This window comes from Mycobacterium persicum, assembly GCF_002086915.1.
In the GTDB taxonomy this organism is placed as follows: Bacteria; Actinomycetota; Actinomycetes; order Mycobacteriales; family Mycobacteriaceae; genus Mycobacterium; species Mycobacterium persicum.
This window is the reverse complement of record NZ_MWQA01000001.1, coordinates 2,466,243-2,487,380: the sequence shown is the minus strand read 5'-3', so window position 1 is coordinate 2,487,380 and position 21,138 is coordinate 2,466,243. Positions and strand designations below refer to the sequence as shown.

Sequence of the window (21,138 nt, the reverse complement as noted above, 5' to 3'; positions counted from 1 at the left end):
GATGAACCCGTGGCACTATCGCTCGGCGAGTTGGCTCGGCCCAGCGGCCTCTCGGCCGTCTTTTGCGCCGGCGCCTCCCCGCTGGGCCACCGGTGGGAACTCCGCGGAACCGATAACGCTCTGCTGGCCCGTACCGCCCGAGTGCACAGCGGCGGCAAAGCGGCACAGAAGTTCTGGAAGCTGGTGACCTTGACGGGCATGGATGTCGGCAATGACATCCACGTCGAGGTGCGCGGCGCGGGCGGTGCGGTCTTGGCCCGGATCAGCTCGATCAACGAGAAGCCGGCTCCGGTGACGCTCAGCGATCCCGACCGGCGGCAAATCGCTAAGACTGTCCGCAAGAAGGACGATGTGACCGTATTCGGGTCCGACGACAGCGTGCTCGCTCAACTGGTCTGCGACGGCGACGGGCCGTGGCCGGTGCTCGACAGTGCAGCCGTTGTGGTGGGCCAGCTGGTTGGCGGCGAGCCGGGACCGTCGCTCAAGCCGGAGCTCCTCGAGTCGTTGTTGTTCCCCCGGGAGGCGATCAATTCGGCGGCGTACAAGCAGAGCCAGCATCTGGGGTTGCGCCGGGTGACGCGGTACACGTTCCTGCCGGCGACCGGGAAGACGCCGTCGTTGCCGCTGGCGTTGCTGCCGTTGATGGCCGGACTCATCTACTGAGTTATTTTGCGGTTGCATTGGCTACGCGACGCCGGAAATCCTGGCGAAGTCCAGGACGCGCTGCTTTCAACCGCGATACGGTGCGTCCCTAATACCGACCATGTCGCGGGTACTCGGACACCAGCAGGGATGTCATGGCCCATCGGGAGGTGTCAGATGTCAACATTGATCGCGGTGCCCGAGCTCCTGGATTCGGCCGCAACGGATCTGGCCAGTATTGCTTCGACGCTCACGGGACCGGCGGTACCGGAGGAAACCTCTTGGGCGTCAACGGTTCTGACGGGTTGACGTAGCCGGCCGGTTGGCGCGGTGAAATTCTTTGTCCGGGTCGCCCGTCACAGCCGGCCAACGCGACAACCGGCCGAAGCGGCCCTCAGCGCCCGTCGCTACGGCTCGCAGACCACGATCGGTATGGCCCGGTCGGTCCAGGACTGATAATCCTCGTAGGTCGGATACATGTCCACCAACTGCCGCCAGTACGTGGCGCGCTCCTCGTCGGTGGCGTCGCGCGCGGTGAGATCGAGAACTTCCTTCTTGATCTGCACCTGAACCTTGGGGTTGGCCTTGAGGTTTAGATACCACATCGGGTTCTTGTCGGCGCCGCCCTTGGAGGCGGCGACAATCACCCGGTCGCCGTCGCGCAGGAAGTACAACGGACTGACCCGCGGCTGGCCGGTCTTGCGACCGGTGGTGGTCAGCAGAGCGACCGGGATCTTCTGGAAGGTGCCACCGAGGCCCTCGCCGCCGTTGCGTCGATACATCCAGGTATTGAGGCGCGACATCCACTTGATCAGAACATCGGTGAACGGCGAATTCAGAAACCTCGGCGGCGACTTCGGCATGACGACATCCTACGGGCGCGCTACCGCTGAATGAACGGGCGAAAGCGCACGACGATGTGCGCGATCTCGGCCTTCCCGCTGGGGCTATCGGCGGGAATCACGAACGTCTCGTTGACTCGTGAGGCGATTCGCCGGCCGGCGAAGGCGGCCTTGGTTAGCACGTCGTAGGTCGCGTGCACCTCATCGCCGACGATGCGATAGTCCGGTGGTGTCGCATCGGCGATCACCCGGTACTGAAGTCCCCGGTTGAGGCTGCGCCGCAGGTGAGCGCCGGAAAACCCGTTCTTGACACCCTGCTCGACCCGGGTGCAGCCGGGCGCGAACGGCACCTTGTCGGCATCATGGCTGACCAGCGCGTCGATGTAGGCCTGCGCCGCGGCAACGCGGTCTTCGTCGGAGACCGTCATCAGATTCGTTCGATGATGGTCCCGGTGGACAGGGCACCGCCGGCGCACATGGTGATCAGCGCGGTGCTTTGGTCCGTGCGCTCCAGCTCGTGCAATGCGGTGGTGATCAGCCGGCTGCCGGTGCACCCCACCGGATGGCCCAATGCGATCGCGCCGCCGTTGACGTTGACCCGATCCATGTCCGGCTCGTGGACCCGCGCCCAGGACAGCACCACGGAGGCGAACGCCTCGTTGATCTCGGTGATATCGATGTCGCCCATCTTCATGCCGGCCTTTTCGAGCACCTTTGCCGTCGACTGCACCGGGCCATCCAGGTGGTAGTACGGCTCGGCGCCGACGAGCGCCTGGCTGACGATCCGCGCGCGCGGCCTCAAACCGAGCGCCTTGGCTTTGTCTTCGTCCATCCACAACACCGCGGCCGCGCCGTCGGAGATCTGCGATGACGTGCCCGCGGTGTGAATGCCGCCTTCGAGTACCGGCTTCAGCTGGCTGAGCCCCTCCATGGTGGTGTCCCGCAGGCCCTGGTCGCGACCGACCAGATGGCGCTCGCTGGTGGGCTGCTTCTGCTCGTCGAGCACCGGCGCCTCGATGGGCGAGATCTCCCGGTCGAAACGGCCCTCGTCCCAGGCGCGCTTGGCGCGTAGCTGTGACTGGAGTCCGAAGGTGTCGATGTCCTCGCGGGTGATCCCGCGGCGCTTGGCGATTCGCTCGGCGGCCTCGAACTGGTTGGGCATGTCGATGTCCCACGACGCCGCCCGCCAGTTGCGGTCCGGCCCCGCGTTGGCCCCTAGGCCGACCCGGCTCATCGCCTCGATTCCGCAGGCGATGCCGACGTCGATCGCGCCGGCTGCGATCAGCCCCGCGATCAGGTGATTGGCCTGCTGCCCGCTGCCGCACTGACAGTCGACGGTGGTGGCGCCCACGTGTTCGGGCAAGCCCACGGTCAACCACGCGGTGCGGCTGATGTTGTTGGACTGCTCCGCGAATTGGGTCACGCAGCCGCCGATGACCTGCTCGACCTCTCCCGCGTCGATCCCGGCCTTGTGCACCAGTGCCTTCTGCACCGCTCCCAGCAGCTCGGTCGCGTGCAAACCTGACAGCCACCCATTCCGCTTGCCGATTGGGCTGCGTGTGGCCTCGACGATTACCGGGTTACCCATGGAGCCAGGCTAGAACACGTTTCATTACTATGACAAGCGACGATGGGTAGGTGCCTTTTGTCTGCGGTGAAGGCATGTTTTACTGGCAATAGAGCATCACTAGGACAACTAGTGACACTAGTTATCCATGGATCGCCTGGCGCACGGTTTGCGCATGTTGGTCAACGAAGACTGCAGTTAGGAGAAGTATCGTGCCTTGCCCCAATCTTCCACCCGGGTTCGATTTCACCGACCCCGACATCTACGCCGAGCGGCTTCCGGTCGCCGAGTTTGCCGAACTGCGGGCGTCCGCGCCGATCTGGTGGAACGAGCAGGCACCCGGCCACGGCGGCGGCTACCATGACGGCGGCTTCTGGGCGATCACCAAGCTCAAGGACGTCAAGGAGGTGTCGCGGCGCAGCGACGTGTTCTCCAGTTGGGAGAACACCGTGATCCCGCGGTTCCACAATGACATCGCTCGCGAGGACATCGAGGTGCAGCGGTTCGTCATGCTCAACCAGGACGCGCCCCACCACACTCGGTTGCGCAAGATCATTTCGCGCGGGTTCACGCCGCGGGCCATCGGACGCCTGGAGGCCGAACTCAGCGAGCGTGCCCACAAGATTGCCAAAGCGGCCGCGGCCGAGGGTTCCGGCGACTTCGTCGAGCAGGTGTCGTGTGAGCTACCGCTGCAGGCCATCGCGGGTCTGCTGGGTGTGCCGCAGGAGGATCGCGGGAAGCTGTTCCACTGGTCGAACGAGATGACCGGCACCGAAGACCCGGAATTCGCGCATGTCGACCCAAAGGCGTCCTCGGTGGAGTTGATCAGCTATGCGATGAAGATGGCCGAGGACAAGGCCAAGAATCCGGGCGACGACATCGTGACGCAGCTGATCGAGGCCGACATCGACGGCGAAAAGCTCTCCGACGACGAGTTCGGCTTCTTCGTGGTGATGCTCGCGGTGGCCGGCAACGAGACCAGTCGCAATTCCATCACCCAGGGCATGATGGCGTTTGCGGACCACCCCGAGCAGTGGGAGCTGTACAAGAACGAGCGTCCGGAGACCGCCGCCGACGAGATCGTCCGCTGGGCCACTCCGGTCACCTGTTTCCAGCGGACCGCGCTACAGGACTACGAGTTGTCTGGTGTGCAGATCAAGAAGGGCCAGCGGGTGGTGATGTTCTACCGCTCGGCGAACTTCGACGAAGAGGTCTTCGAAGACCCCTACACGTTCAACATCTTGCGCAACCCCAACCCGCATGTGGGGTTCGGCGGTACCGGGGCGCACTACTGCATCGGAGCCAACTTGGCCCGGCTGACCATCAACCTGATGTTCAACGCCATCGCCGACCATATGCCGGACCTGAAGCCCATCTCGGCTCCGCAGCGGTTGCGGTCGGGCTGGCTCAACGGCATCAAGCACTGGCAGGTCGACTACGCCGGCAAGTGTCCGGTAGCCGCCGCTACACCCGGTGCGGTGGCGGGCGGCGTCTCGAGTTCTGTGGCGCGGTAATGGACTTCGATCTCACCCCGGAACAGCAGGCGGTTGCCGACGTGGTCACGTCGGTGCTGCAGCGGGATGCCTCCTGGGCTGCGTTGGTCGACGGCGGAGTGACGGCGTTGCCGGTGCCGGAGCGGCTCGGCGGCGACGGCGTCGGGCTGCTCGAGGTGGGGACCGTACTGACCGAAGCCGGGCGGCACGGTGCAGTCACACCGGGACTGGCAACGCTGGGCCTGGGTGCGGTGCCGCTGCTCGAGCTGGCCACCGATGAGCAGCAGGACCGTTACCTGGCCGGGGTTGCCAAGGGGTCGGTGCTGACCGCGGCGCTCAACGAGCCGGGCGCCCCGCTGCCCGACCGACCGAGGACCAGTTTTGTAGGCGGCAGGTTGTCGGGCACCAAGATTGGTGTGGAGTATGCCGGCCAGGCGGACTGGATGGTCGTTACCGCCGACAAGGCGGTCGTGGTGGTGTCACCGAAAGCCGAAGGCGTGCAACTGGTGCGCACGCCGACGTCGAACGGTTCCGATGAGTACACGGTGACGTTCAGTGACGTGACGGTTGCCGAATCCGATGTGCTGGTGGGCGCTTCGGCGCACCGGGTCAACCAGCTGGCTTTGGCGATGGTGGGTGCGTATGCCGACGGGCTGGTGGCTGGTGCGTTGCGGCTTACCGCTGACTACGTGGCCAACCGCAAGCAGTTCGGCAAGCCACTGTCCACCTTCCAGACCGTGGCCGCGCAGCTCGCCGAGGTCTATATCGCCTCGCGCACCATCGATTTGGCGGCCAAGTCGGTGATCTGGCGGCTGGCCGAAGATCGCGATGCCGATGACGACCTCGACGTGCTCGGATATTGGTTGGCGTCTCAGGCGCCGCCGGTGATGCAGATCTGTCATCACCTGCACGGGGGTATGGGAATGGACATCACCTATCCGATGCACCGGTATTACTCCACGATCAAAGACCTGACCCGGTTGCTGGGCGGGCCGTCGCACCGTCTCGAGCTCGTGACGATCGCAAGCGCGGCGAACCCGGGCACGGCGCAGCCGGGTGCGAGCGACCCCGTGGGAGTGCAATGTTTATCGACCTGACTCCGGAGCAGCGGCAGCTGCAAGCCGAGATACGGCAATACTTTTCGACGTTGATCTCGCGCGACGAGGCCAAAGAGATGGAGAAGGACCGGCACGGCGCGGCCTATCGCGCGGTGATCCGGCGGATGGGCCGTGACGGCATGCTCGGCGTCGGATGGCCGAAGGAGTTCGGCGGCCACGGTTTTGGCCCGATCGAGCAGCAGATCTTCGTCAACGAGGCGCATCGGGCCGACGTGCCGCTGCCCGCGGTGACATTGCAGACCGTCGGGCCCACCCTGCAGGTATACGGCAGCGAGCTGCAGAAGAAGAAGTTCCTGCCGGCGATCCTGGCGGGGGAGGTGCACTTCGCGATCGGCTACACCGAACCCGAAGCGGGCACCGACCTGGCGTCGTTGCGTACCACCGCGGTGCGCCAGGGCGATGAGTACATCGTCAACGGCCAGAAGATCTTCACCACCGGCGCCCATGACGCCGACTACATCTGGCTGGCATGTCGCACCGATCCGGAAGCCGTTAAGCACAAAGGCATTTCGATTCTGATCGTCGACACCAGGGATCCCGGCTACTCGTGGACGCCGATCATCTTGTCCGACGGCGCCCACCACACCAACGCCACGTACTACAACGACGTGCGGGTGCCGGTAGACATGCTCGTCGGTGCGGAGAACGGCGGCTGGCGGCTGATCACCACCCAGCTCAACAACGAGCGGGTGATGCTGGGCCCGGCCGGCCGCTTCGCCAGCATCTACGATCGGCTGCACACCTGGGCGTGCAAGCCGGCCGCCGACGGCGTCGCACCGATCGACCACGCCGACGTCAAGCGTGGACTCGGTGAGATCCACGCGACCTGGCGGATCAACGAGTTGCTCAATTGGCAGGTGGCGGCAGCCGGCGAGGACATCAACGTGGCCGATGCCGCGGCGACGAAAGTGTTTGGCACCGAACGTATTCAGCGTATCGGGCGACTCGCCGAGGAGATCGTCGGCAAATACGGGAACCCCGCTGAACCGGACACCGCCGAGCTGCTCGAGTGGCTGGACTCGCAGACCAAACGCAATCTGGTGATCACCTTCGGCGGCGGCGTCAACGAAGTGATGCGAGAGATGATCGCCGCATCGGGCCTCAAGGTGCCGAGGGTGCCCCGATGACCGATATCCGCGAAGCCATCACGCAAATCACGGCGGCCGGCAGCAGTAAGCCGCGCGCCGCCCGGGACCCGGTGAACCAGCCGATGATCAACAACTGGGTGGAGGCCATCGGCGACCGCAACCCGATCTATGTCGACGACGATGCCGCCCGCGCTGCCGGCCATCCGGGAATCGTCGCGCCCCCGGCGATGATTCAGGTCTGGACGATGTACGGGCTGGGCGGGCAACGTCCGAAGGACGACCCATTGGGTCCGGTTATGAAGCTGTTCGACGAGGCCGGCTATATCGGCGTGGTTGCCACCAACTGTGAGCAGACCTATCACCGGTACCTGCGGCCCGGCGAGCACGTCGCCATCACCGCCGAGCTCGGTGACGTCGTCGGGCCCAAGCAGACCGCGCTCGGCGAGGGCTGGTTCATCAACCAGCGCACCGTCTGGCGCGTCGGCGACGAGGACGTTGCCGAAATGGATTGGCGCATTTTGAAATTCAGGCCTGCCGCGTCGGCCGATGCGGCGGTTCCCGACGATCTGGACCCCGGTGCGATGATGCGGCCGTCGTTGTCGCGCGACACCGCGTTCTTCTGGGAAGGCGTTGCGGCTCACGAGTTGCGCATCCAACGGCGGCCCGACGGCAGCCTGCAGCATCCTCCGGTTCCGGCGGTGTGGCAGGAGCCGTCCGCGCAGATCGACTACGCGGTGTCCAGGGGTCGCGGCGCGGTGTTCAGCTTCGTGGTGCATCACGCACCGAAGGTGCCCGGCCGCACCCTGCCTTTCGTGATTGCGCTGGTTGAACTGGAGGAGGGCGTGCGCATGCTGGGTGAGTTGCGCAACGTCGACCCGTCATTAGTGGAGATCGGAATGCCGGTTCGGGCAATGTATATCGACTTCCCGGCTGGTGCCTCCGGCCCGGAGTGGACTCTCTACGCCTGGGAGCCGGACGCATGAGCGCCCCGGCTGTGTCAGTAGGCGCGCAGCTGCCCGAGCTGAAACTGTATGGCGACCCCACGTTCATCATCTCGACAGCGTTGGCCACCCGTGACTTTCAGGACGTCCACCATGACCGGGACAAGGCACAGGCCAAGGGCTCCAAGGACATCTTCGTCAACATCCTCACCGACACCGGGCTGGTGCAACGTTACGTCACCGACTGGGCGGGGCCGTCGGCGCTGATCAAGTCGATCGGGCTGCGGCTGGGGGTGCCGTGGTACGCCTATGACACGGTCACGTTCTCCGGCGAGGTGACCGCGGTGGCGGACCGACTAATCACGGTAAAGGTGCTGGGCCGCAACAGTCTTGGTGATCACGTGATCGCGACGGTCAAGCTGACGATGGGGGATGCCTAGTGTTGTCCGGTAAGGCCGCCATCGTCGGCATCGGCGCCACCGACTTCTCCAAGGACTCCGGCCGCAGCGAGCTGCGGCTGGCAGCGGAAGCGGTGCTGGATGCGCTGGACGATGCCGGCTTGAGCCCTGCGGACGTCGACGGGTTGACCACGTTCACCATGGACACCAACACCGGGATCGCGGTGGCGCGGGCGGTGGGCATCGGTGAGCTGAAGTTCTTTTCCAAGATCCACTACGGCGGTGGCGCCGCGTGCGCGACCATCCAGCACGCGGCGATGGCCGTCGCGACCGGGGTGGCCGACGTGGTGGTGGCGTACCGGGCGTTCAACGAGCGATCCGGCATGCGGTTCGGCCAGGTGCAGACCCGCCTTGTGGGAACTGCTGGGGCGCATGCTGATTCGACATCAGCTGACAATTCTTTTTCGTATCCGCACGGGCTTTCGACGCCGGCAGCGCAGGTCGCCATGATCGCCCGCCGCTACATGCATCTGTCGGGTGCGACCAGCCGGGACTTCGGCGTGATCTCGGTGGCCGACCGCCGGCACGCCGCCAACAACCCGAAAGCCTACTTCTATCAGAAGCCGATAACCATTGAAGACCACCAGAATTCGAGATGGATCGCCGAGCCGTTGCGGTTGCTGGACTGCTGTCAGGAGACCGACGGGGCGGTGGCGATCGTGGTGACGTCGGCGGAGCGCGCGCGTGATCTGAAGCAGCGGCCCGCCGTCATCGAAGCGGCGTCGCAAGGGTCGAGCCCGGACCAGTACACCATGGTCAGCTACTACCGGCCCGAACTGGACGGCCTGCCGGAGATGGGGCTGGTGGGCCGGCAGCTGTGGGCGCAGTCGGGCCTGTCGCCGGCCGATATCCAGACCGCCGTGCTCTACGACCACTTCACCCCGTTCACGCTGATTCAGTTGGAGGAGTTGGGATTTTGCGGCCGCGGCGAGGCCAAAGATTTCATCGCTGACGGCGCGATCGAGGTGGGTGGACGGCTGCCGATCAACACCCATGGCGGTCAGCTCGGGGAGGCCTACATTCACGGTATGAACGGCATCGCCGAAGGTGTGCGGCAGCTGCGCGGCTCCTCGGTCAACCCGGTGCCCGGTGTCGAGCACGTGCTGGTCACCGCGGGGACGGGCGTGCCCACGTCGGGTTTGATTTTGGGGTAGCTGTACCTGACCCCGGTGATTACGCCGGCAGGACGATCCCGCTGGCCTGGCCCAGAAAGATCGCTTGGCCACCGGGGGCGACGTAGCCGCCGGTGGGCCCGTAGACGCCGTACATCGGGCTGAGCGGGCCTGCCCCGGCGTAAATGTCGTTGATCCAACCCGAAGACAGGGTGTACACCGCGGCGGTGGCGCCGGGCGGGGAGAAACCAGTCAGCAGCTGGGCGGCGAAGTCGACCAAGGGATTTCCGCCCAGCATCGAATCGACATGCGAGCCGTTGACAATCTCGACCCCGACGAACTGCCCCGGGTACAGACTGACCAGTTGATTCGTGGTGCCACCGAAGGCGTTCCACGGCTGGGGTGGCGCTGCCACCACATAAACGGGGACGCTCGCCGACTGCAGGTTGGCTATCGCCGCCGCGAAGGCCGTGGCGTTGTTGGCGACCCCGTCGAACATCACCACCCCGCGCAGGTGGTTGGTGTTCGCCCCGAGGTCTGCGAGGTAGTTGCCGGCGGCGATCGTGGCGAGGCCACCACCGGCGGAGTGTCCTGACAGGATGAAATCCTGCGGTAGCGTGCCCTGGTATCCGGCCTGGTTCGCGCTGATGTTCAGCGCCGCTTCCGGTCCGAGAAACAACGACGCCACGCCCTGCTGCATCTGCGGGCTGCCGATCCATAGGCCGAACGGCAACGGAATTGACGGCACGGTGGGAACGACCACGACGCTGTTGGTCTGCTGCGCCAACTGCACGGCCAGCGGCTCGTAGAACCAACCTATCGCCCCGAAGCCGTGCTGCAGATAGATGACACCGGTGGCATTCACCGAACCGTCCGCCTGCGTCGGGAAGTACCAGTGCGCGGGGGCGGGGTAGTTGAACTGAGGAATGGTAAAGCCCAGGAAGGAGGACGGGCCGATCGGAATCTGCAGGAAAGAGAAGCCGGACTTGACCCCGGTCACCCCGTTGGTGGCCGGAGCAGCGAGGGCCTCGGTGGCGGCGTAGTTCACCGCCCCGGACAGGCCCGCCTCGTTGGTGGCTGTGTTCAGCAATGTGGCGGGCTGATTGCTGCCAGTGTTTGCATTACCGAACAGCGGGTGGCCGATCAGCCGCTCGATGGGCGCGAAAACCCCCAGTCGCTCGGCCTGTTGCGCCAGCGTCTGCAGCGGTGACACATTCGCGGCCTCAGCGGCCGCATAGGCGACCCCCGCCGTGGTCAACGCACGCACGAACTCGGCCTGAAACAGCGTCGTCGTCTGCGCGCTCAGCGCCTGGAACTCCCGGGCGTAGCCGCCGAACAGACTCGCGATGGCCGCCGACACCTCATCACCGGCCGCCGCGATAAGTCCGGTCGTCGAGGGCGCCGCCGCAGCGGCGGCCCCTTTGATCGCCTCACCGATTCCGGTCAGATCCCCCGATGCCACGGCAATAGCCTCGGGCGCCGTGATCACGTACGACGACATCGGCCGCTCCAATCCCCGATGGCCCGACAACGTCAGGACAGCTAGGAAATGGTATCCAGGTTCTCGAACGTCGATGGCCGGTTTGAGATCCCCGCTGGTGGCCTATGCGAAGCCATTACGCCGCGCGGGGCTCGGGGCGACGGCCCGTCGGTGATGACGATGCTTGGTCTGGTGTGCGTGGGTCTACGTTTGTAGCGGATCGGTCCACCGCACACCTGAGAAGCGACTGAAGTCGACGTCGGTGGAACACAGTTCGGCGCCGTGCTCGATAGACAAAGCGGCCAGATGCGCGTCGCTGGTCAGATTTCCCGCCGTACCAAGCGGAGTAAGCAAGCCGCGAAGGACGGCTGCGTGGCGATCCGTGGGATGTACAACCGTGACACACGGTTGGGCCAACCATCCGGCGACGACGTCGAAGGACTCGTCGACGGTCAAGGGCCGCTCGAATATCGCTGCGCGGGTGGATAACCGGACAAAACCGACGAGGGCGTGCCAGGCGAAAGCGACGGTCGCCGAACCCGACAACGTGTCATCCAGCCACTCGCGTGCCGCCTTGTGACGAGCCGTCGACTCGTCGATTGCATAGATGAGGATGTTAAGGTCAAGCAGTTTCATTTGCGCAGCGCAAGCTTGCGCAAGGTCTCCGCGTCCTCGTCTCCCGCGGCCAACGCCAACGCTTTGTCGATGTCGACTCCCGCCCGCAGTCCAAGGTCGCGACTCGGCGTGTGATAGGCGCGACGGGTGGGTGCACCACTCAATCCACGCCGCACCGCGTCGTTCAGCACCGCCTTGAACGACAAGCCCCGCTCACGGGCTGCGTGCTGTAGCGCAGCGACGACATCTGGATCCAGCGTCACGGTGGTCCGCATCATGCAATCATAGCGTCACCAGTGATGCTGTCATGATGCGCTAGTGCACGGGGTTTGCGGGCGTGACGCTGCAGTCACGTTCGGGTTCGAATGTGACTGCAGCGTCACGCTGGCGGTCGTGTCGGTGGTCGCTGGCACACTGCTCGTTTCATGGGGGAACCCTTTGTCGGCAGTGAGGCAGTGGCGGCGGGCATCACGTCAGCTAGCCAGTTGCGGCGTCGCTATACGCGGGTGTTTCGCGACGTCTATGTCAGCGAAGGAACCGAGCTTACGCAGGCGGTGCGGGCGCGCGCGGCCTGGCTCTGGTCGAAGCGCCGCGGGGTCGTCGCGGGTTTCACCGCCGTGGCTTTGCATGGCAGTAGCTGGGTGGACGAGGACCGGCCAGTGGACATCATTCACGACAACCGTCACCCGTTGCCGGGCCTGCAAATTTGGGGCGACCGGCTTGAGGATGACGAGATCCAACTGATCGACGGCATTCCGATTACGACGCCCGCGCGTACTGCTCTTGACCTCGCGTGCTGGCATCCAACGACAGCAGCGGTCGCCGCTCTCGACGCCCTTGCCCGCGCGACCGAGTTCAAGGTGGCCGACGTAGAGTTGCTGGCCGCCCGACACCGTGGGCGTCGTGGACTGGAGCGTGCTCGTGTCTCGCTCGATCTCGTCGACGCGGGCGCACAATCCCCGAAGGAAACGTGGCTGCGGTTGGTGTTGGTGCAGGGAGGGTTACCGCGGCCACAAACGCAAATTCCGGTGCTCAACGAGTTCGGCGATGCTAATGCCTACCTCGATATGGGTTGGGAGGACGTCAAAGTCGCGGTCGAGTACGACGGCGAGCAACATCGCACTGATAGGCGACAGTACACCTGGGATGTTCGACGGCTGGAATTGGTCGACCGTCGCGGCTGGACCGTGGTCAGGGTAGTCGCGGGTGATCGGCCCGCTGAGATTCTTCGCCGCGTCCGCGCTGCCCGTGCGCTTCGAATGTGACGCTGCAGTCACACGCGGCCTCGAACGTGACGCTGCGGTCACGCCCAGGCGAAAGAGTAGACACGCCCTAGGCGGGCACCAGCTCGATGCCGCTGAGCACGACGGCGTTGTCGCGCGACGGCGCGACAACGCCGCCAACGATGCGGCCCTGGTCTTTCCACATGTTGACCTGAAGCGTTTCGCCGGGGTACGCCACCCCCGCGAAGCGGGCGCCGTAGGCGGCTACCGCCGTGGCGTCCGCGTCGAGCAGCGCATCGGTGATGGCCTTGCAGGCCATGCCGTAGCTGCACAGCCCGTGCAGAATGGGCGCGGGAAAGCCTGCGGCAGCTGCGAATTCGGGGTCAGAGTGCAGCGGATTGCGATCACCGCACAAGCGGTAGAGCAGCGCTTGCTGCGGCAGCACCGGCATCGCGACCTGCAGATCAGGTGCGCGCTCCGGCGGGGCATCCGAGGTTGACGGGCCGCGTTCGCCGCCGAATCCCCCCTCGCCGCGGGCGTAGATCGACCGCTTCTGCGTCCACAGCAATTCGCCGTCGGGTGTGGTCACCCTCGTCTCGCTCCAGATCACCGCGGCCTTGCCTTTGTCCCAGATATCGGTGAACCGGGTGACGGCGCGCGCGGAGCCCGACGGCGGCAGCGGCCCGGGCACTTCCACCCGTTCGCTGGCGTGTAGCACCTTGCTCAGTTCGATATCGATGCCGGGGAACCGGACGGTGGGCGGTTTGGTGGCATGGAAGGTGGCGGCCACCGTGGCGAAAGTCGGCAGCACCTGCGGGGTGTCGTCGACCAAGTACCGCAGCTCGCGCGGGTCCATCGGGTTCGACCCGGCACCCAATGCCAGTTGGTAGAGCTGGACATCGCTACTGGTCCAAGTGAATTCGACCGGATCCAGTTCGGCGTTCAGTGCGACTTCGACGTCAATCGGCATGTTGGCGCTCTCCAGCGATATGCAGGGCGGCCAGGTAGCCGAAGGTCATCGCCGGCCCGATGGTGCCGCCCGGGCCCGGGTAGGTGTGTCCCATCACCGGCGAGCTGACATTGCCTGCGGCATAAAGACCGTCGATGATGCTGCCGTCGTCGCGAAGCGCTCGGCCGTGGACGTCGGTGCGGATACCGCCTTTGGTGCCCAGGTCTCCGGGAACCATCTTGGCGGCGTAGTAGGGTGCGTGCCGGATCTCGCCCAAGTTCGGATTGGGCTTGTTGGTCGGGTCACCGTAGTAGCGGTCGTAGGCGCTTTCCCCGCGGTGGTAGTCGGTGTCGACGCCAGAGCGGGCAAAGCCGTTGAAACGCTGGACCGTCGCGATGAATTGGTCGACCGGGAGGGCGGCTTTGGTGGCCAGTTCCTCCAGCGTGTCGGACTGGATGATCACGCCGGAATCCAGCCACTTACGCGGAATACGTTGGCCCGGTTGCAGTCCGGCAAAGATGTAGCGGTCGCGGTATTGCTGGTCGAAAACTAGCCAGGCGGGAATGTTCTCACCTGGTCCAGGACCCTGCCCGTACTTGCCGCCGTACATGTGGTGGCAGGCCTCGACGTAGGGCATCGATTCGTTCATGAACCGGTTGCCGGACATGTTGACGATGATCGACCCGGGCGAATTGCGTTCCGACAGCGCGAACCATGGCGCGCCCACCAGCGGCACCGTCGGGCCCCACCACGCGTCCTCCATCAGATCCAGTGCCGCACCTAGCTTTTCGCCGGCGACAATGCCGTCGCCGGTATTCGCCTTGGCGCCGACAGTCCATTCGGTGGTGATGGGCGCGCGCTGGTACTTCACCCGCATCTGCTCGTTGTGCTCGAAACCGCCACACGCCAGAATCACTCCGCGCCGGGCCCGGATCAGCTGCGGCTCGGCAGCTTCCGACGCGCCGGCGTCACGGACGTACACGCCGCGCACCACCCCGTCTTCGACGTAGAGGTCGGTGAGCGCCGTGTTGAGTAACACCGGAACCCCGGCCTGCCGCAGCCCGATCCGCAGCGGGCCGATCAAGGCGCGCCCCATGCCGACCAGATGCTTGCCGGTGGCCTTGGCCCAGGTGGTGCGGGCACCGACCTTCAGGCTGCGCAACACACCCCGTGGGTGCCGCTTCAGCTGGTTGAGACGCACGTAGTCCTGTTGCATCACAACAACATTCAGCGGAATCTTGCCGTAAGCAGGTTCCAGCGTGGCTTCGTCGGGACCGAGCTTGCGGGCATTGAACGGCTTCGGCTCGATCGAGCGGCCGTCCGGGCGGCCACCGGGCGCCTCGGGGTAGTAGTCGGAATAGCCTGGCACCCAGCACATTTTCAACGGGGTGTGCTTCAGCACGAAGGACAGCATCTCGGGCCCGCGCTCGAGGTAGGTGTCGATGCGCTCCGGCTCGACCCCGCTGCTCGACACGTCACCGATGATGCCGTGCAGATAGGTGCGGGCCGCTTCGCAGCTGTCGCGGACGCCGGCGCGCTTGAGTACCTCGTTGTTGGGAATCCAGACGCCGCCGCCCGAGCGCGCGGTCGATCCGCCGTAGTGCGCGGCCTTCTCGACGATTACTGTCGAAAGACCGCGGTGCGCGGCGGTTAGCGCTGCCACCATACCGGCGCCACCGCTCCCGACCACGACGACGTCGTAGTCCTGTGCTGTCATGTAGAACACGTTATAGAATTGCCCGGGTCGGGCGCTACTGACCCGGTCACCATGAGGTCGGCAAGACGAGGGGACTTCGGTAAATGCTCACTGTTGCGACCCGCGACGAGCTGGCCGCCGACTTGGCGCAAGCTGAGCGCAGCCGTGAGCCGATCGCTCCGCTGACCGCCGCCCACCCCGACATGGACGTGGTCGACGCCTACGAGATCCAGCTGATCAACATTCGCCAGCGGGTCGCCGAGGGCGCCCGGGTGCTGGGCCACAAAGTGGGGCTGTCGAGCAAGGCCATGCAGCAGATGATGGGCGTCGACGAGCCCGACTACGGGCATCTGCTGGACGAGATGCAGGTGTTCGAGGACACGCGGGTCAAGGCGGCCAGATATCTGTATCCGCGGGTCGAGGTCGAGGTGGGTTTCATCTTGTCGGCGGACCTGCCGGGCGCGGACTGCAGCGAGGACGACGTGCTGGCCGCGACCGGATCCCTGGTGCCGGCGATCGAGTTGATCGACACCAGGATCACCGACTGGAAGATCGCGCTGTGCGACACGATTGCCGACAACGCCTCCTCGGCGGGCTTCGTGCTGGGCGCAGCGCGGGTGTCTCCCGCCGATATCGACGTCACGGCCATCGAGGCGACGCTGATCCGCAACGGTGAGGTGGTCGCTGCGGGCCGAAGCGATGCGGTGCTGGGCAATCCGGTCACCGCCGTGGCCTGGCTGGCCCGCAAGGTGGACAGCTTCGGGGTTCGGTTGCGGCAAGGCGACATCGTGTTGCCCGGATCGTGCACGCGCGCGATCGACGCCCATGCCGGCGACGACTTCGTCGCCGAATTCGCCGGGCTGGGCTCGGTCCGGTTGGCATTCGAGTAGGAGCGATCGCAAGCGCGGCGAAGCCGGGCGCGGCGGGTCGCGACCATAGAGATAGGAGCGATCGCAAGCGCGGCGAAGCCGGGCGCGGCGGGTCGCGACCATAGAGATAGGAGCGATCGCAAGCGCGGCGAAGCCGGGCGCGGCGGGTCGCGACCATAGAGATAGGAGCGATCGCAAGCGCGGCGAAGCCGGGCGCGGCGGGTCGCGACCATAGAGATAGGAGCGATCGCAAGCGCGGCGAAGCCGGGCGCGGCGGGTCGCGACCATAGAGATAGGAGCGATCGCAAGCGCGGCGAAGCCGGGCGCGGCGGGTCGCGACCATAGAGATAGGAGCGATCGCAAGCGCGGCGAAGCCGGGCGCGGCGGGTCGCGACCATAGAGATAGGAGCAACATGCCGTCTAAGGCAAGCGTGGCGATCGTGGGGTCGGGCAACATCAGCACCGACCTGCTCTACAAGCTGCTGCGCTCGGAGTGGCTGGAACCGCGCTGGATGGTGGGCATCGACCCGGAAAGCGAAGGCTTGGCGCGGGCCCGCAAGCTTGGTCTGGAGACCAGTCACAAAGGGGTCGACTGGTTGTTGGAGCAGCCCGAAAAACCCGACCTGGTGTTCGAGGCCACCAGCGCCTACGTGCACAAGGCGGCCGCACCGAAGTACGCCGACGCGGGGATCCGGGCCATTGACCTGACGCCGGCAGCGGTGGGCCCGGCGGTGATTCCACCGGCCAACCTGCGTGAACACCTGGACGCACCGAACGTCAACATGATCACCTGCGGGGGTCAGGCGACGATCCCGATCGTGTATGCGGTGTCGCGGGTCGTGACAGTGCCATATGCGGAAATTGTCGCGTCGGTGGCTTCGGTATCGGCGGGCCCGGGCACCCGGGCCAACATCGACGAGTTCACCAAGACCACCTCACGCGGAGTAGAGACCATCGGTGGAGCCGCCCGCGGCAAGGCGATCATCATCCTGAATCCGGCCGACCCGCCAATGATCATGCGCGACACCATCTTCTGCGCCATCCCCGAGGACGCCGACCGGGACGCGATCGCGAAGTCCATCCACGATGTGGTGGCTGAGGTACAGACCTACGTGCCGGGCTACCGGCTGCTCAACGAGCCGCAGTTTGACGAGCCGTCGCTCAACTCGGGCGGCCAGGCGGTGGTCACCACGTTCGTCGAGGTGGAGGGCGCCGGGGATTACCTGCCGCCGTACGCCGGCAACCTCGACATCATGACCGCGGCGGCCACCAAGGTCGGCGAGGAGATCGCCCGCAAGAGCAAAGATGTGACACTTTCGGTTACCGGAGGCACGCGATGACCAGCATCTGGGATGTCCGCATCACGGACACGTCGTTGCGCGACGGGTCGCACCACAAGCGTCACCAATTCACCAAAGAGGAGGTCGGCGCCATCGTGGCGGCCCTGGATGCCGCCGGGGTGCCGGTCATCGAGGTGACCCACGGGGACGGGCTGGGCGGATCGTCGTTCAATTACGGCTTCTCCAAAACTCCCGAGCAGGAATTGATCAAGCTGGCGGCCGAGACGGCCAAAGAGGCGCGGATCGCGTTCTTGATGTTGCCCGGGGTGGGCACCAAGGACGACATCAAAGAGGCACAGGACAATGGCGGGTCGATCTGCCGGATCGCCACTCATTGCACCGAGGCCGACGTGTCCATTCAGCATTTCGGGCTGGCGCGCGAGTTGGGGCTGGAAACCGTCGGTTTTCTGATGATGGCCCACACCATTTCGCCGGAAAAGCTGGCCGCCCAGGCCCGGATCATGGCCGATGCCGGCTGCCAGTGCGTCTACGTCGTCGACTCGGCCGGGGCCCTGGTGCTCGACGGGGTGGCCGACCGCGTCTCGGCCCTGGTCGCCGAGCTCGGCGAGGACGCCCAGGTGGGTTTCCACGGCCACGAAAACCTCGGCCTGGGGGTGGCCAACTCGGTGGGGGCGGTGCGCGCCGGCGCTAAGCAGATCGACGGCAGCGTGCGGCGTTTTGGCGCCGGCGCGGGCAACGCCCCGGTAGAGGCGCTGATCGGGGTGTTCGACAAGATCGGGGTGAAAACCGGCATCGACTTCTTCGACATCGCCGATGCCGCCGAAGACGTGGTGCGCCCGGCCATGCCCGCCGAATGTCTGCTGGACCGCAACGCGCTGATCATGGGCTACTCGGGGGTCTACTCGAGCTTCCTCAAGCACGCCGTCCGTCAGGCCGAGCGCTACGGTGTGCCGGCGTCGGCGCTGCTGTATCGAGCAGGTCAGCGCAAGCTGATCGGCGGTCAGGAAGACCAGCTGATCGATATCGCTTTGGAAATAAAGCGTGAGCAAGAAAGCGGCGAGGTCGTCACACATTAACGGTCTTGTTAATTAATTCGGATTGGATGGAATTCCGGATAGCTTGTCGGCCTCCCGACTAACGTCTTTGTAGGGGTTGCCGCCAGAGATCAATTCTTTGCGGGTTCGGGCCGATGTTGGAGGCGGCGGTGCCGCGGCCACCTTGACGCTGACGGTCTTCGCACCGGACCTGCCGGCTCTGGCCAACTCCCAGGCGCCGTGCGCGCGGTCGCGCGACACGCTCTATGAATGGACCGACATATTGCGCACGGAGAAATGGTGGTTATCCGCCGCTTTCGACAGGGTTCCGGTCGTTGGCACCGCTCACATCGGGTGACGGCTCGACATCGGCGGGCCGGATCGGCAAGCCACGAGTTCAACCGGGCTGCAGACAGCGGCAACACCTGTTCGTAGCACACCACGACTCCGCCCTGGCCAGATTGACAGCACGCAGTGTGCAACCCGTCAAAGCTCAACTGTGGGTTGCCCTTTCGAGGAGCTGTGGATCCCGTGCCCGACTACCCGAGGGTTACAACGTCGAGAACTCCACACGGAGGATTTGTTTGGCGCCGTCGGTGACGTGGATACCCGAGTCGTTGACGCTAATGGAGTCGGCGGTGAACGAGATGTTGACCGGGTCGACTTCATGGTCACTGCCGGGGTCCACGGTGACGTTCGTGATGACTGGCGCGCCTTTGAATGTGTAAACGGGTCCGTTAAACGTCCCTACTGCCAAGCTCGCAGTCGTCAGGAACGTCTCGGTCACTGTGGTATCCGCGACGTCGAAGCTGGCCAGCACCTGCACCATGGGACCACGTGTTGCATACAGCGTTCCCTTGGGCCAACTAACTGGAACCTTCCCGGTGACGGTGTTGGTGAAGACGTCATCGACGGTGGGGTAGTTGGCGGACAGGGTGGCAGTCGCTCCGCGGAGCGTGTTGGACGTCGAGGATCTGGAGGTCGGTGGCCCAGACGCGGCGCTGGCCGCCGTTGTACCGGCGCTGGGTGCTGGTTGGTTATGGCTGTGGCAACCGGCGACGAGAACTGCTGCCGTGAAGATCATCGCAAGTTTGCTCATGGACAATCCTTAATTCCCAACCAGTTCCACCGCCAGGTGCCGGATGCCGGTGTGGCCGCTTGCTACGCATACAACTCTTCGATACTGGCCTTGACGTCATGGCGCAGCGGCCGTGCTCGGGCAGCGATCGACTCCAGGTCGACATCTTCGAGGGCGCGCTCGTAGTCGGCGATCGCGGCCTGCGGGATGGCTACATCCAATTCGGGTCCAATTCGGGTGCAATTCGGCCTGTGCCCGCCGCACGGCCAACGTTCGCCGACCACGCTGGCCTCCGGGGACCAGATCGCGACCATCTCGGCGCTGGCGTAGCGGCTGGCCAGCACGTTCGGAATGCTCACAAGGACACAGCTTACGGTCGCGTGGCGCCCCGATTTGATTCCCTGACCGCGTTCCCCATCGATGTCCAGCTCGCCAGCTCGCCAAAGCGGCATAGTCTGACAACCAGCTCACCCCAGGTCCGAGCGTCACCCAGCAGAAGATAAGCGCCGCAATGACTTTCGGTCCGTACTTGGGTAGTCGCGGCGGCCGTTGGCGGACCGCTCGTTGTCGCGAGGAACCACGCAGCGCCTTGCGTGGATGATCGCGATGGCACGGCGTGGTGGCACACGACTCATCGATTAACTTCGCTTTGCCGGGCCCGGTCCCCCGCTTGTGGCGGGCCCGCGACCGCCTTTGTTACGGCCTTGCGCTCTGCCGTCGTCAATTCCAAGCCTGCGGCGCCGGCGCAACCACGCTCAGTTTTTTGGACGACGCGTCGTGGGCGGGCATTCTCATTCGAGGCAACGAATAGGGCTCCGCGGGCATTTGGGTGATCAATGCGAAATCGGGATTTCGCATTCCGTACTGCGGTATGATCCGCTCCTGCCCTAAGGGTCGACGGTGACCCGGGCATCTCCCGGGTCGTCCTGGCTCATTGGGTCATGACAGGTTGGGAGGTGTCCCATGGCGTTTGTGATCGCGGTGCCGGATTTCATGGCGGCGGTGGCGACGGATTTGGCGGGTATCGGTTCGACGATCAGCGCGGCCAACGCCGCGGCGGCAGGCAACATCGAGGCGGTGCTGGCCGCGGGCGCTGATGAGGTGTCGGCGGCGGTGGCGGCGGTCTTCGGCGCGCACGCCCTGTCCTATCAGGCGGTGAGTGCGCAGGCCGCGGTGTTTCATGACCAGTTTGTGCAGGCCTTGACCGCGGGCGCGGGCTCCTATGCGGCCGCCGAGGCCGCCAGCGCCGCGTCGATAACCAGTCCGCTGCTCAACGCGATCAACGCGCCCTTCCTGGCGGCTACCGGGCGCCCGCTGATCGGCAACGGCGCCAACGCGACGGCGGGGTCGGGGGCGGCCGGCGGGGCCGGCGGGTGGTTGTACGGCAACGGTGGTTCGGGTGGGTCCGGCGTGGTTGGCGGTGCCGGTGGGGCCGCCGGGCTGTTCGGCAACGGCGGCCGTGGCGGCGACGCCATCGTCGGCGGAAAGGCTGGCGGTGTGGGCGGGGCGGGCGGGTTGTTGTTCGGCACCGGCGGCGCCGGCGGCACCGGAGGGATTGGCCTCCTGCTGGGCGGTATGGGCGGGGCCGGCGGGGTCGGCGGGCTGTTCGGGACCGGGCGGGGGGGGGGGGGC

Annotated in this window: 20 protein-coding genes and 2 pseudogenes; 12 read left to right on the top strand and 10 right to left on the bottom strand. The window is 65.5% G+C overall.

All coding sequences use genetic code 11. The features are described from left to right. Positions 1–9 precede the first annotated feature (9 nt). Complete coding sequence (locus B4U45_RS11220) at positions 10–663, top strand: hypothetical protein (RefSeq protein ID WP_131808306.1); 654 nt, start codon at positions 10–12, stop codon at positions 661–663. Between the two features lie 386 nt (positions 664–1,049). Here the strand turns inward: B4U45_RS11220 and B4U45_RS11215 are convergent, their stop codons facing one another. The 3 genes from B4U45_RS11215 to B4U45_RS11205 are packed head-to-tail and all read right to left on the bottom strand — an operon-like array spanning position 1,050 to position 3,072. After that, on the bottom strand, positions 1,050–1,505 hold the full coding sequence (locus B4U45_RS11215) for a nitroreductase family deazaflavin-dependent oxidoreductase (protein WP_075547640.1): 456 nt from the start codon (positions 1,503–1,505) through the stop codon (positions 1,050–1,052). A gap of 20 nt (positions 1,506–1,525) precedes the next feature. Continuing rightward, complete coding sequence (locus B4U45_RS11210; protein WP_075547641.1) at positions 1,526–1,912, bottom strand: DUF8021 domain-containing protein; 387 nt, start codon at positions 1,910–1,912, stop codon at positions 1,526–1,528. Continuing rightward, entirely contained in the window at positions 1,912–3,072 is a 1,161-nt protein-coding gene (locus B4U45_RS11205; RefSeq protein ID WP_075547642.1) for a steroid 3-ketoacyl-CoA thiolase, read from the bottom strand. The genes B4U45_RS11210 and B4U45_RS11205 overlap by 1 nt, the downstream gene beginning before the upstream one ends. 191 nt (positions 3,073–3,263) lie before the next feature. Here B4U45_RS11205 and B4U45_RS11200 point away from each other — a divergent pair, with 191 nt between their 5' ends. From B4U45_RS11200 to B4U45_RS11175, 6 genes are read left to right on the top strand one after another with little or no spacing between them, the layout of a single operon-like run. Continuing rightward, positions 3,264–4,565 (top strand): cytochrome P450, encoded by a 1,302-nt coding sequence (locus B4U45_RS11200; protein ID WP_075547643.1) that lies wholly within the window; start codon positions 3,264–3,266, stop codon positions 4,563–4,565. Further along, positions 4,565–5,641: an acyl-CoA dehydrogenase family protein gene (locus B4U45_RS11195; protein WP_075547644.1), complete on the top strand. Its 1,077-nt coding sequence runs from the start codon at positions 4,565–4,567 to the stop codon at positions 5,639–5,641. The genes B4U45_RS11200 and B4U45_RS11195 overlap by 1 nt, the downstream gene beginning before the upstream one ends. Further along, entirely contained in the window at positions 5,626–6,789 is a 1,164-nt protein-coding gene (gene fadE29, locus B4U45_RS11190; protein ID WP_075547645.1) for an acyl-CoA dehydrogenase FadE29, read from the top strand. Before B4U45_RS11195 ends, fadE29 begins: the two co-directional genes overlap by 16 nt. Next, the gene (locus B4U45_RS11185) at positions 6,786–7,733 is read left to right on the top strand and encodes a bifunctional MaoC family dehydratase N-terminal/OB-fold nucleic acid binding domain-containing protein (protein ID WP_075547646.1); all 948 of its coding nucleotides are present in this window, start codon (positions 6,786–6,788) and stop codon (positions 7,731–7,733) included. Before fadE29 ends, B4U45_RS11185 begins: the two co-directional genes overlap by 4 nt. Continuing rightward, positions 7,730–8,131, top strand: a complete 402-nt coding sequence (locus B4U45_RS11180) for a MaoC family dehydratase (protein WP_075547647.1) — start codon at positions 7,730–7,732, stop codon at positions 8,129–8,131. The genes B4U45_RS11185 and B4U45_RS11180 overlap by 4 nt, the downstream gene beginning before the upstream one ends. Next, the gene (locus B4U45_RS11175; RefSeq protein ID WP_075547648.1) at positions 8,131–9,303 is read left to right on the top strand and encodes a lipid-transfer protein; all 1,173 of its coding nucleotides are present in this window, start codon (positions 8,131–8,133) and stop codon (positions 9,301–9,303) included. The genes B4U45_RS11180 and B4U45_RS11175 overlap by 1 nt, the downstream gene beginning before the upstream one ends. A gap of 19 nt (positions 9,304–9,322) precedes the next feature. Here B4U45_RS11175 and B4U45_RS11170 read toward each other — a convergent pair whose 3' ends face one another. The 3 genes from B4U45_RS11170 to B4U45_RS11160 form a co-directional block, all read right to left on the bottom strand. Then, positions 9,323–10,762 carry a PE family protein gene (locus tag B4U45_RS11170; protein ID WP_075547649.1) on the bottom strand — a complete coding sequence of 480 codons (1,440 nt, stop codon included), beginning with the start codon at positions 10,760–10,762 and terminating at the stop codon, positions 9,323–9,325. A gap of 183 nt (positions 10,763–10,945) precedes the next feature. Then, the gene (locus B4U45_RS11165) at positions 10,946–11,377 is read right to left on the bottom strand and encodes a type II toxin-antitoxin system VapC family toxin (protein ID WP_075547650.1); all 432 of its coding nucleotides are present in this window, start codon (positions 11,375–11,377) and stop codon (positions 10,946–10,948) included. Next, positions 11,374–11,631 carry a ribbon-helix-helix domain-containing protein gene (locus tag B4U45_RS11160; RefSeq protein ID WP_075547664.1) on the bottom strand — a complete coding sequence of 86 codons (258 nt, stop codon included), beginning with the start codon at positions 11,629–11,631 and terminating at the stop codon, positions 11,374–11,376. The genes B4U45_RS11165 and B4U45_RS11160 overlap by 4 nt, the downstream gene beginning before the upstream one ends. A gap of 150 nt (positions 11,632–11,781) precedes the next feature. Between B4U45_RS11160 and B4U45_RS11155 the strand changes: the two genes are divergently transcribed. Further along, a complete protein-coding gene (locus B4U45_RS11155) occupies positions 11,782–12,621 on the top strand; it encodes a hypothetical protein (protein WP_075547651.1) in 840 nt (279 codons plus the stop codon). Positions 12,622–12,688: 67 nt separating this feature from the next. On the opposite strand, the gene B4U45_RS11150 is transcribed toward B4U45_RS11155, so the two are convergent. Continuing rightward, positions 12,689–13,549 (bottom strand): MaoC/PaaZ C-terminal domain-containing protein, encoded by an 861-nt coding sequence (locus tag B4U45_RS11150; RefSeq protein ID WP_075547652.1) that lies wholly within the window; start codon positions 13,547–13,549, stop codon positions 12,689–12,691. Beyond that, positions 13,539–15,245: a 3-oxosteroid 1-dehydrogenase gene (kstD, locus tag B4U45_RS11145; protein ID WP_083044448.1), complete on the bottom strand. Its 1,707-nt coding sequence runs from the start codon at positions 15,243–15,245 to the stop codon at positions 13,539–13,541. The genes B4U45_RS11150 and kstD overlap by 11 nt, the downstream gene beginning before the upstream one ends. A gap of 83 nt (positions 15,246–15,328) precedes the next feature. On the opposite strand from kstD, the gene B4U45_RS11140 reads away from it, so the two are divergent. The 3 genes from B4U45_RS11140 (at position 15,329) to dmpG (ending at position 18,470) form a co-directional block, all read left to right on the top strand. Beyond that, positions 15,329–16,114, top strand: a complete 786-nt coding sequence (locus B4U45_RS11140) for a 2-keto-4-pentenoate hydratase (RefSeq protein ID WP_075547653.1) — start codon at positions 15,329–15,331, stop codon at positions 16,112–16,114. A 392-nt stretch (positions 16,115–16,506) separates the two neighbouring features. Beyond that, positions 16,507–17,433: an acetaldehyde dehydrogenase (acetylating) gene (locus tag B4U45_RS11135; protein ID WP_075547654.1), complete on the top strand. Its 927-nt coding sequence runs from the start codon at positions 16,507–16,509 to the stop codon at positions 17,431–17,433. Then, positions 17,430–18,470 (top strand): 4-hydroxy-2-oxovalerate aldolase, encoded by a 1,041-nt coding sequence (gene dmpG, locus B4U45_RS11130; protein ID WP_122526529.1) that lies wholly within the window; start codon positions 17,430–17,432, stop codon positions 18,468–18,470. The genes B4U45_RS11135 and dmpG overlap by 4 nt, the downstream gene beginning before the upstream one ends. Before the next feature lie 508 nt (positions 18,471–18,978). On the opposite strand, the gene B4U45_RS11125 is transcribed toward dmpG, so the two are convergent. Continuing rightward, positions 18,979–19,527: a hypothetical protein gene (locus tag B4U45_RS11125; protein WP_131808307.1), complete on the bottom strand. Its 549-nt coding sequence runs from the start codon at positions 19,525–19,527 to the stop codon at positions 18,979–18,981. A 65-nt stretch (positions 19,528–19,592) separates the two neighbouring features. Next, positions 19,593–19,865, bottom strand: a pseudogene (locus tag B4U45_RS11120) (adenylosuccinate lyase); the annotation flags it as partial. 604 nt (positions 19,866–20,469) lie between these two features. Between B4U45_RS11120 and B4U45_RS11115 the strand changes: the two are divergent. Beyond that, positions 20,470–21,000: pseudogene (locus B4U45_RS11115) on the top strand (PE family protein); the annotation flags it as partial. Positions 21,001–21,138 lie beyond the last annotated feature (138 nt).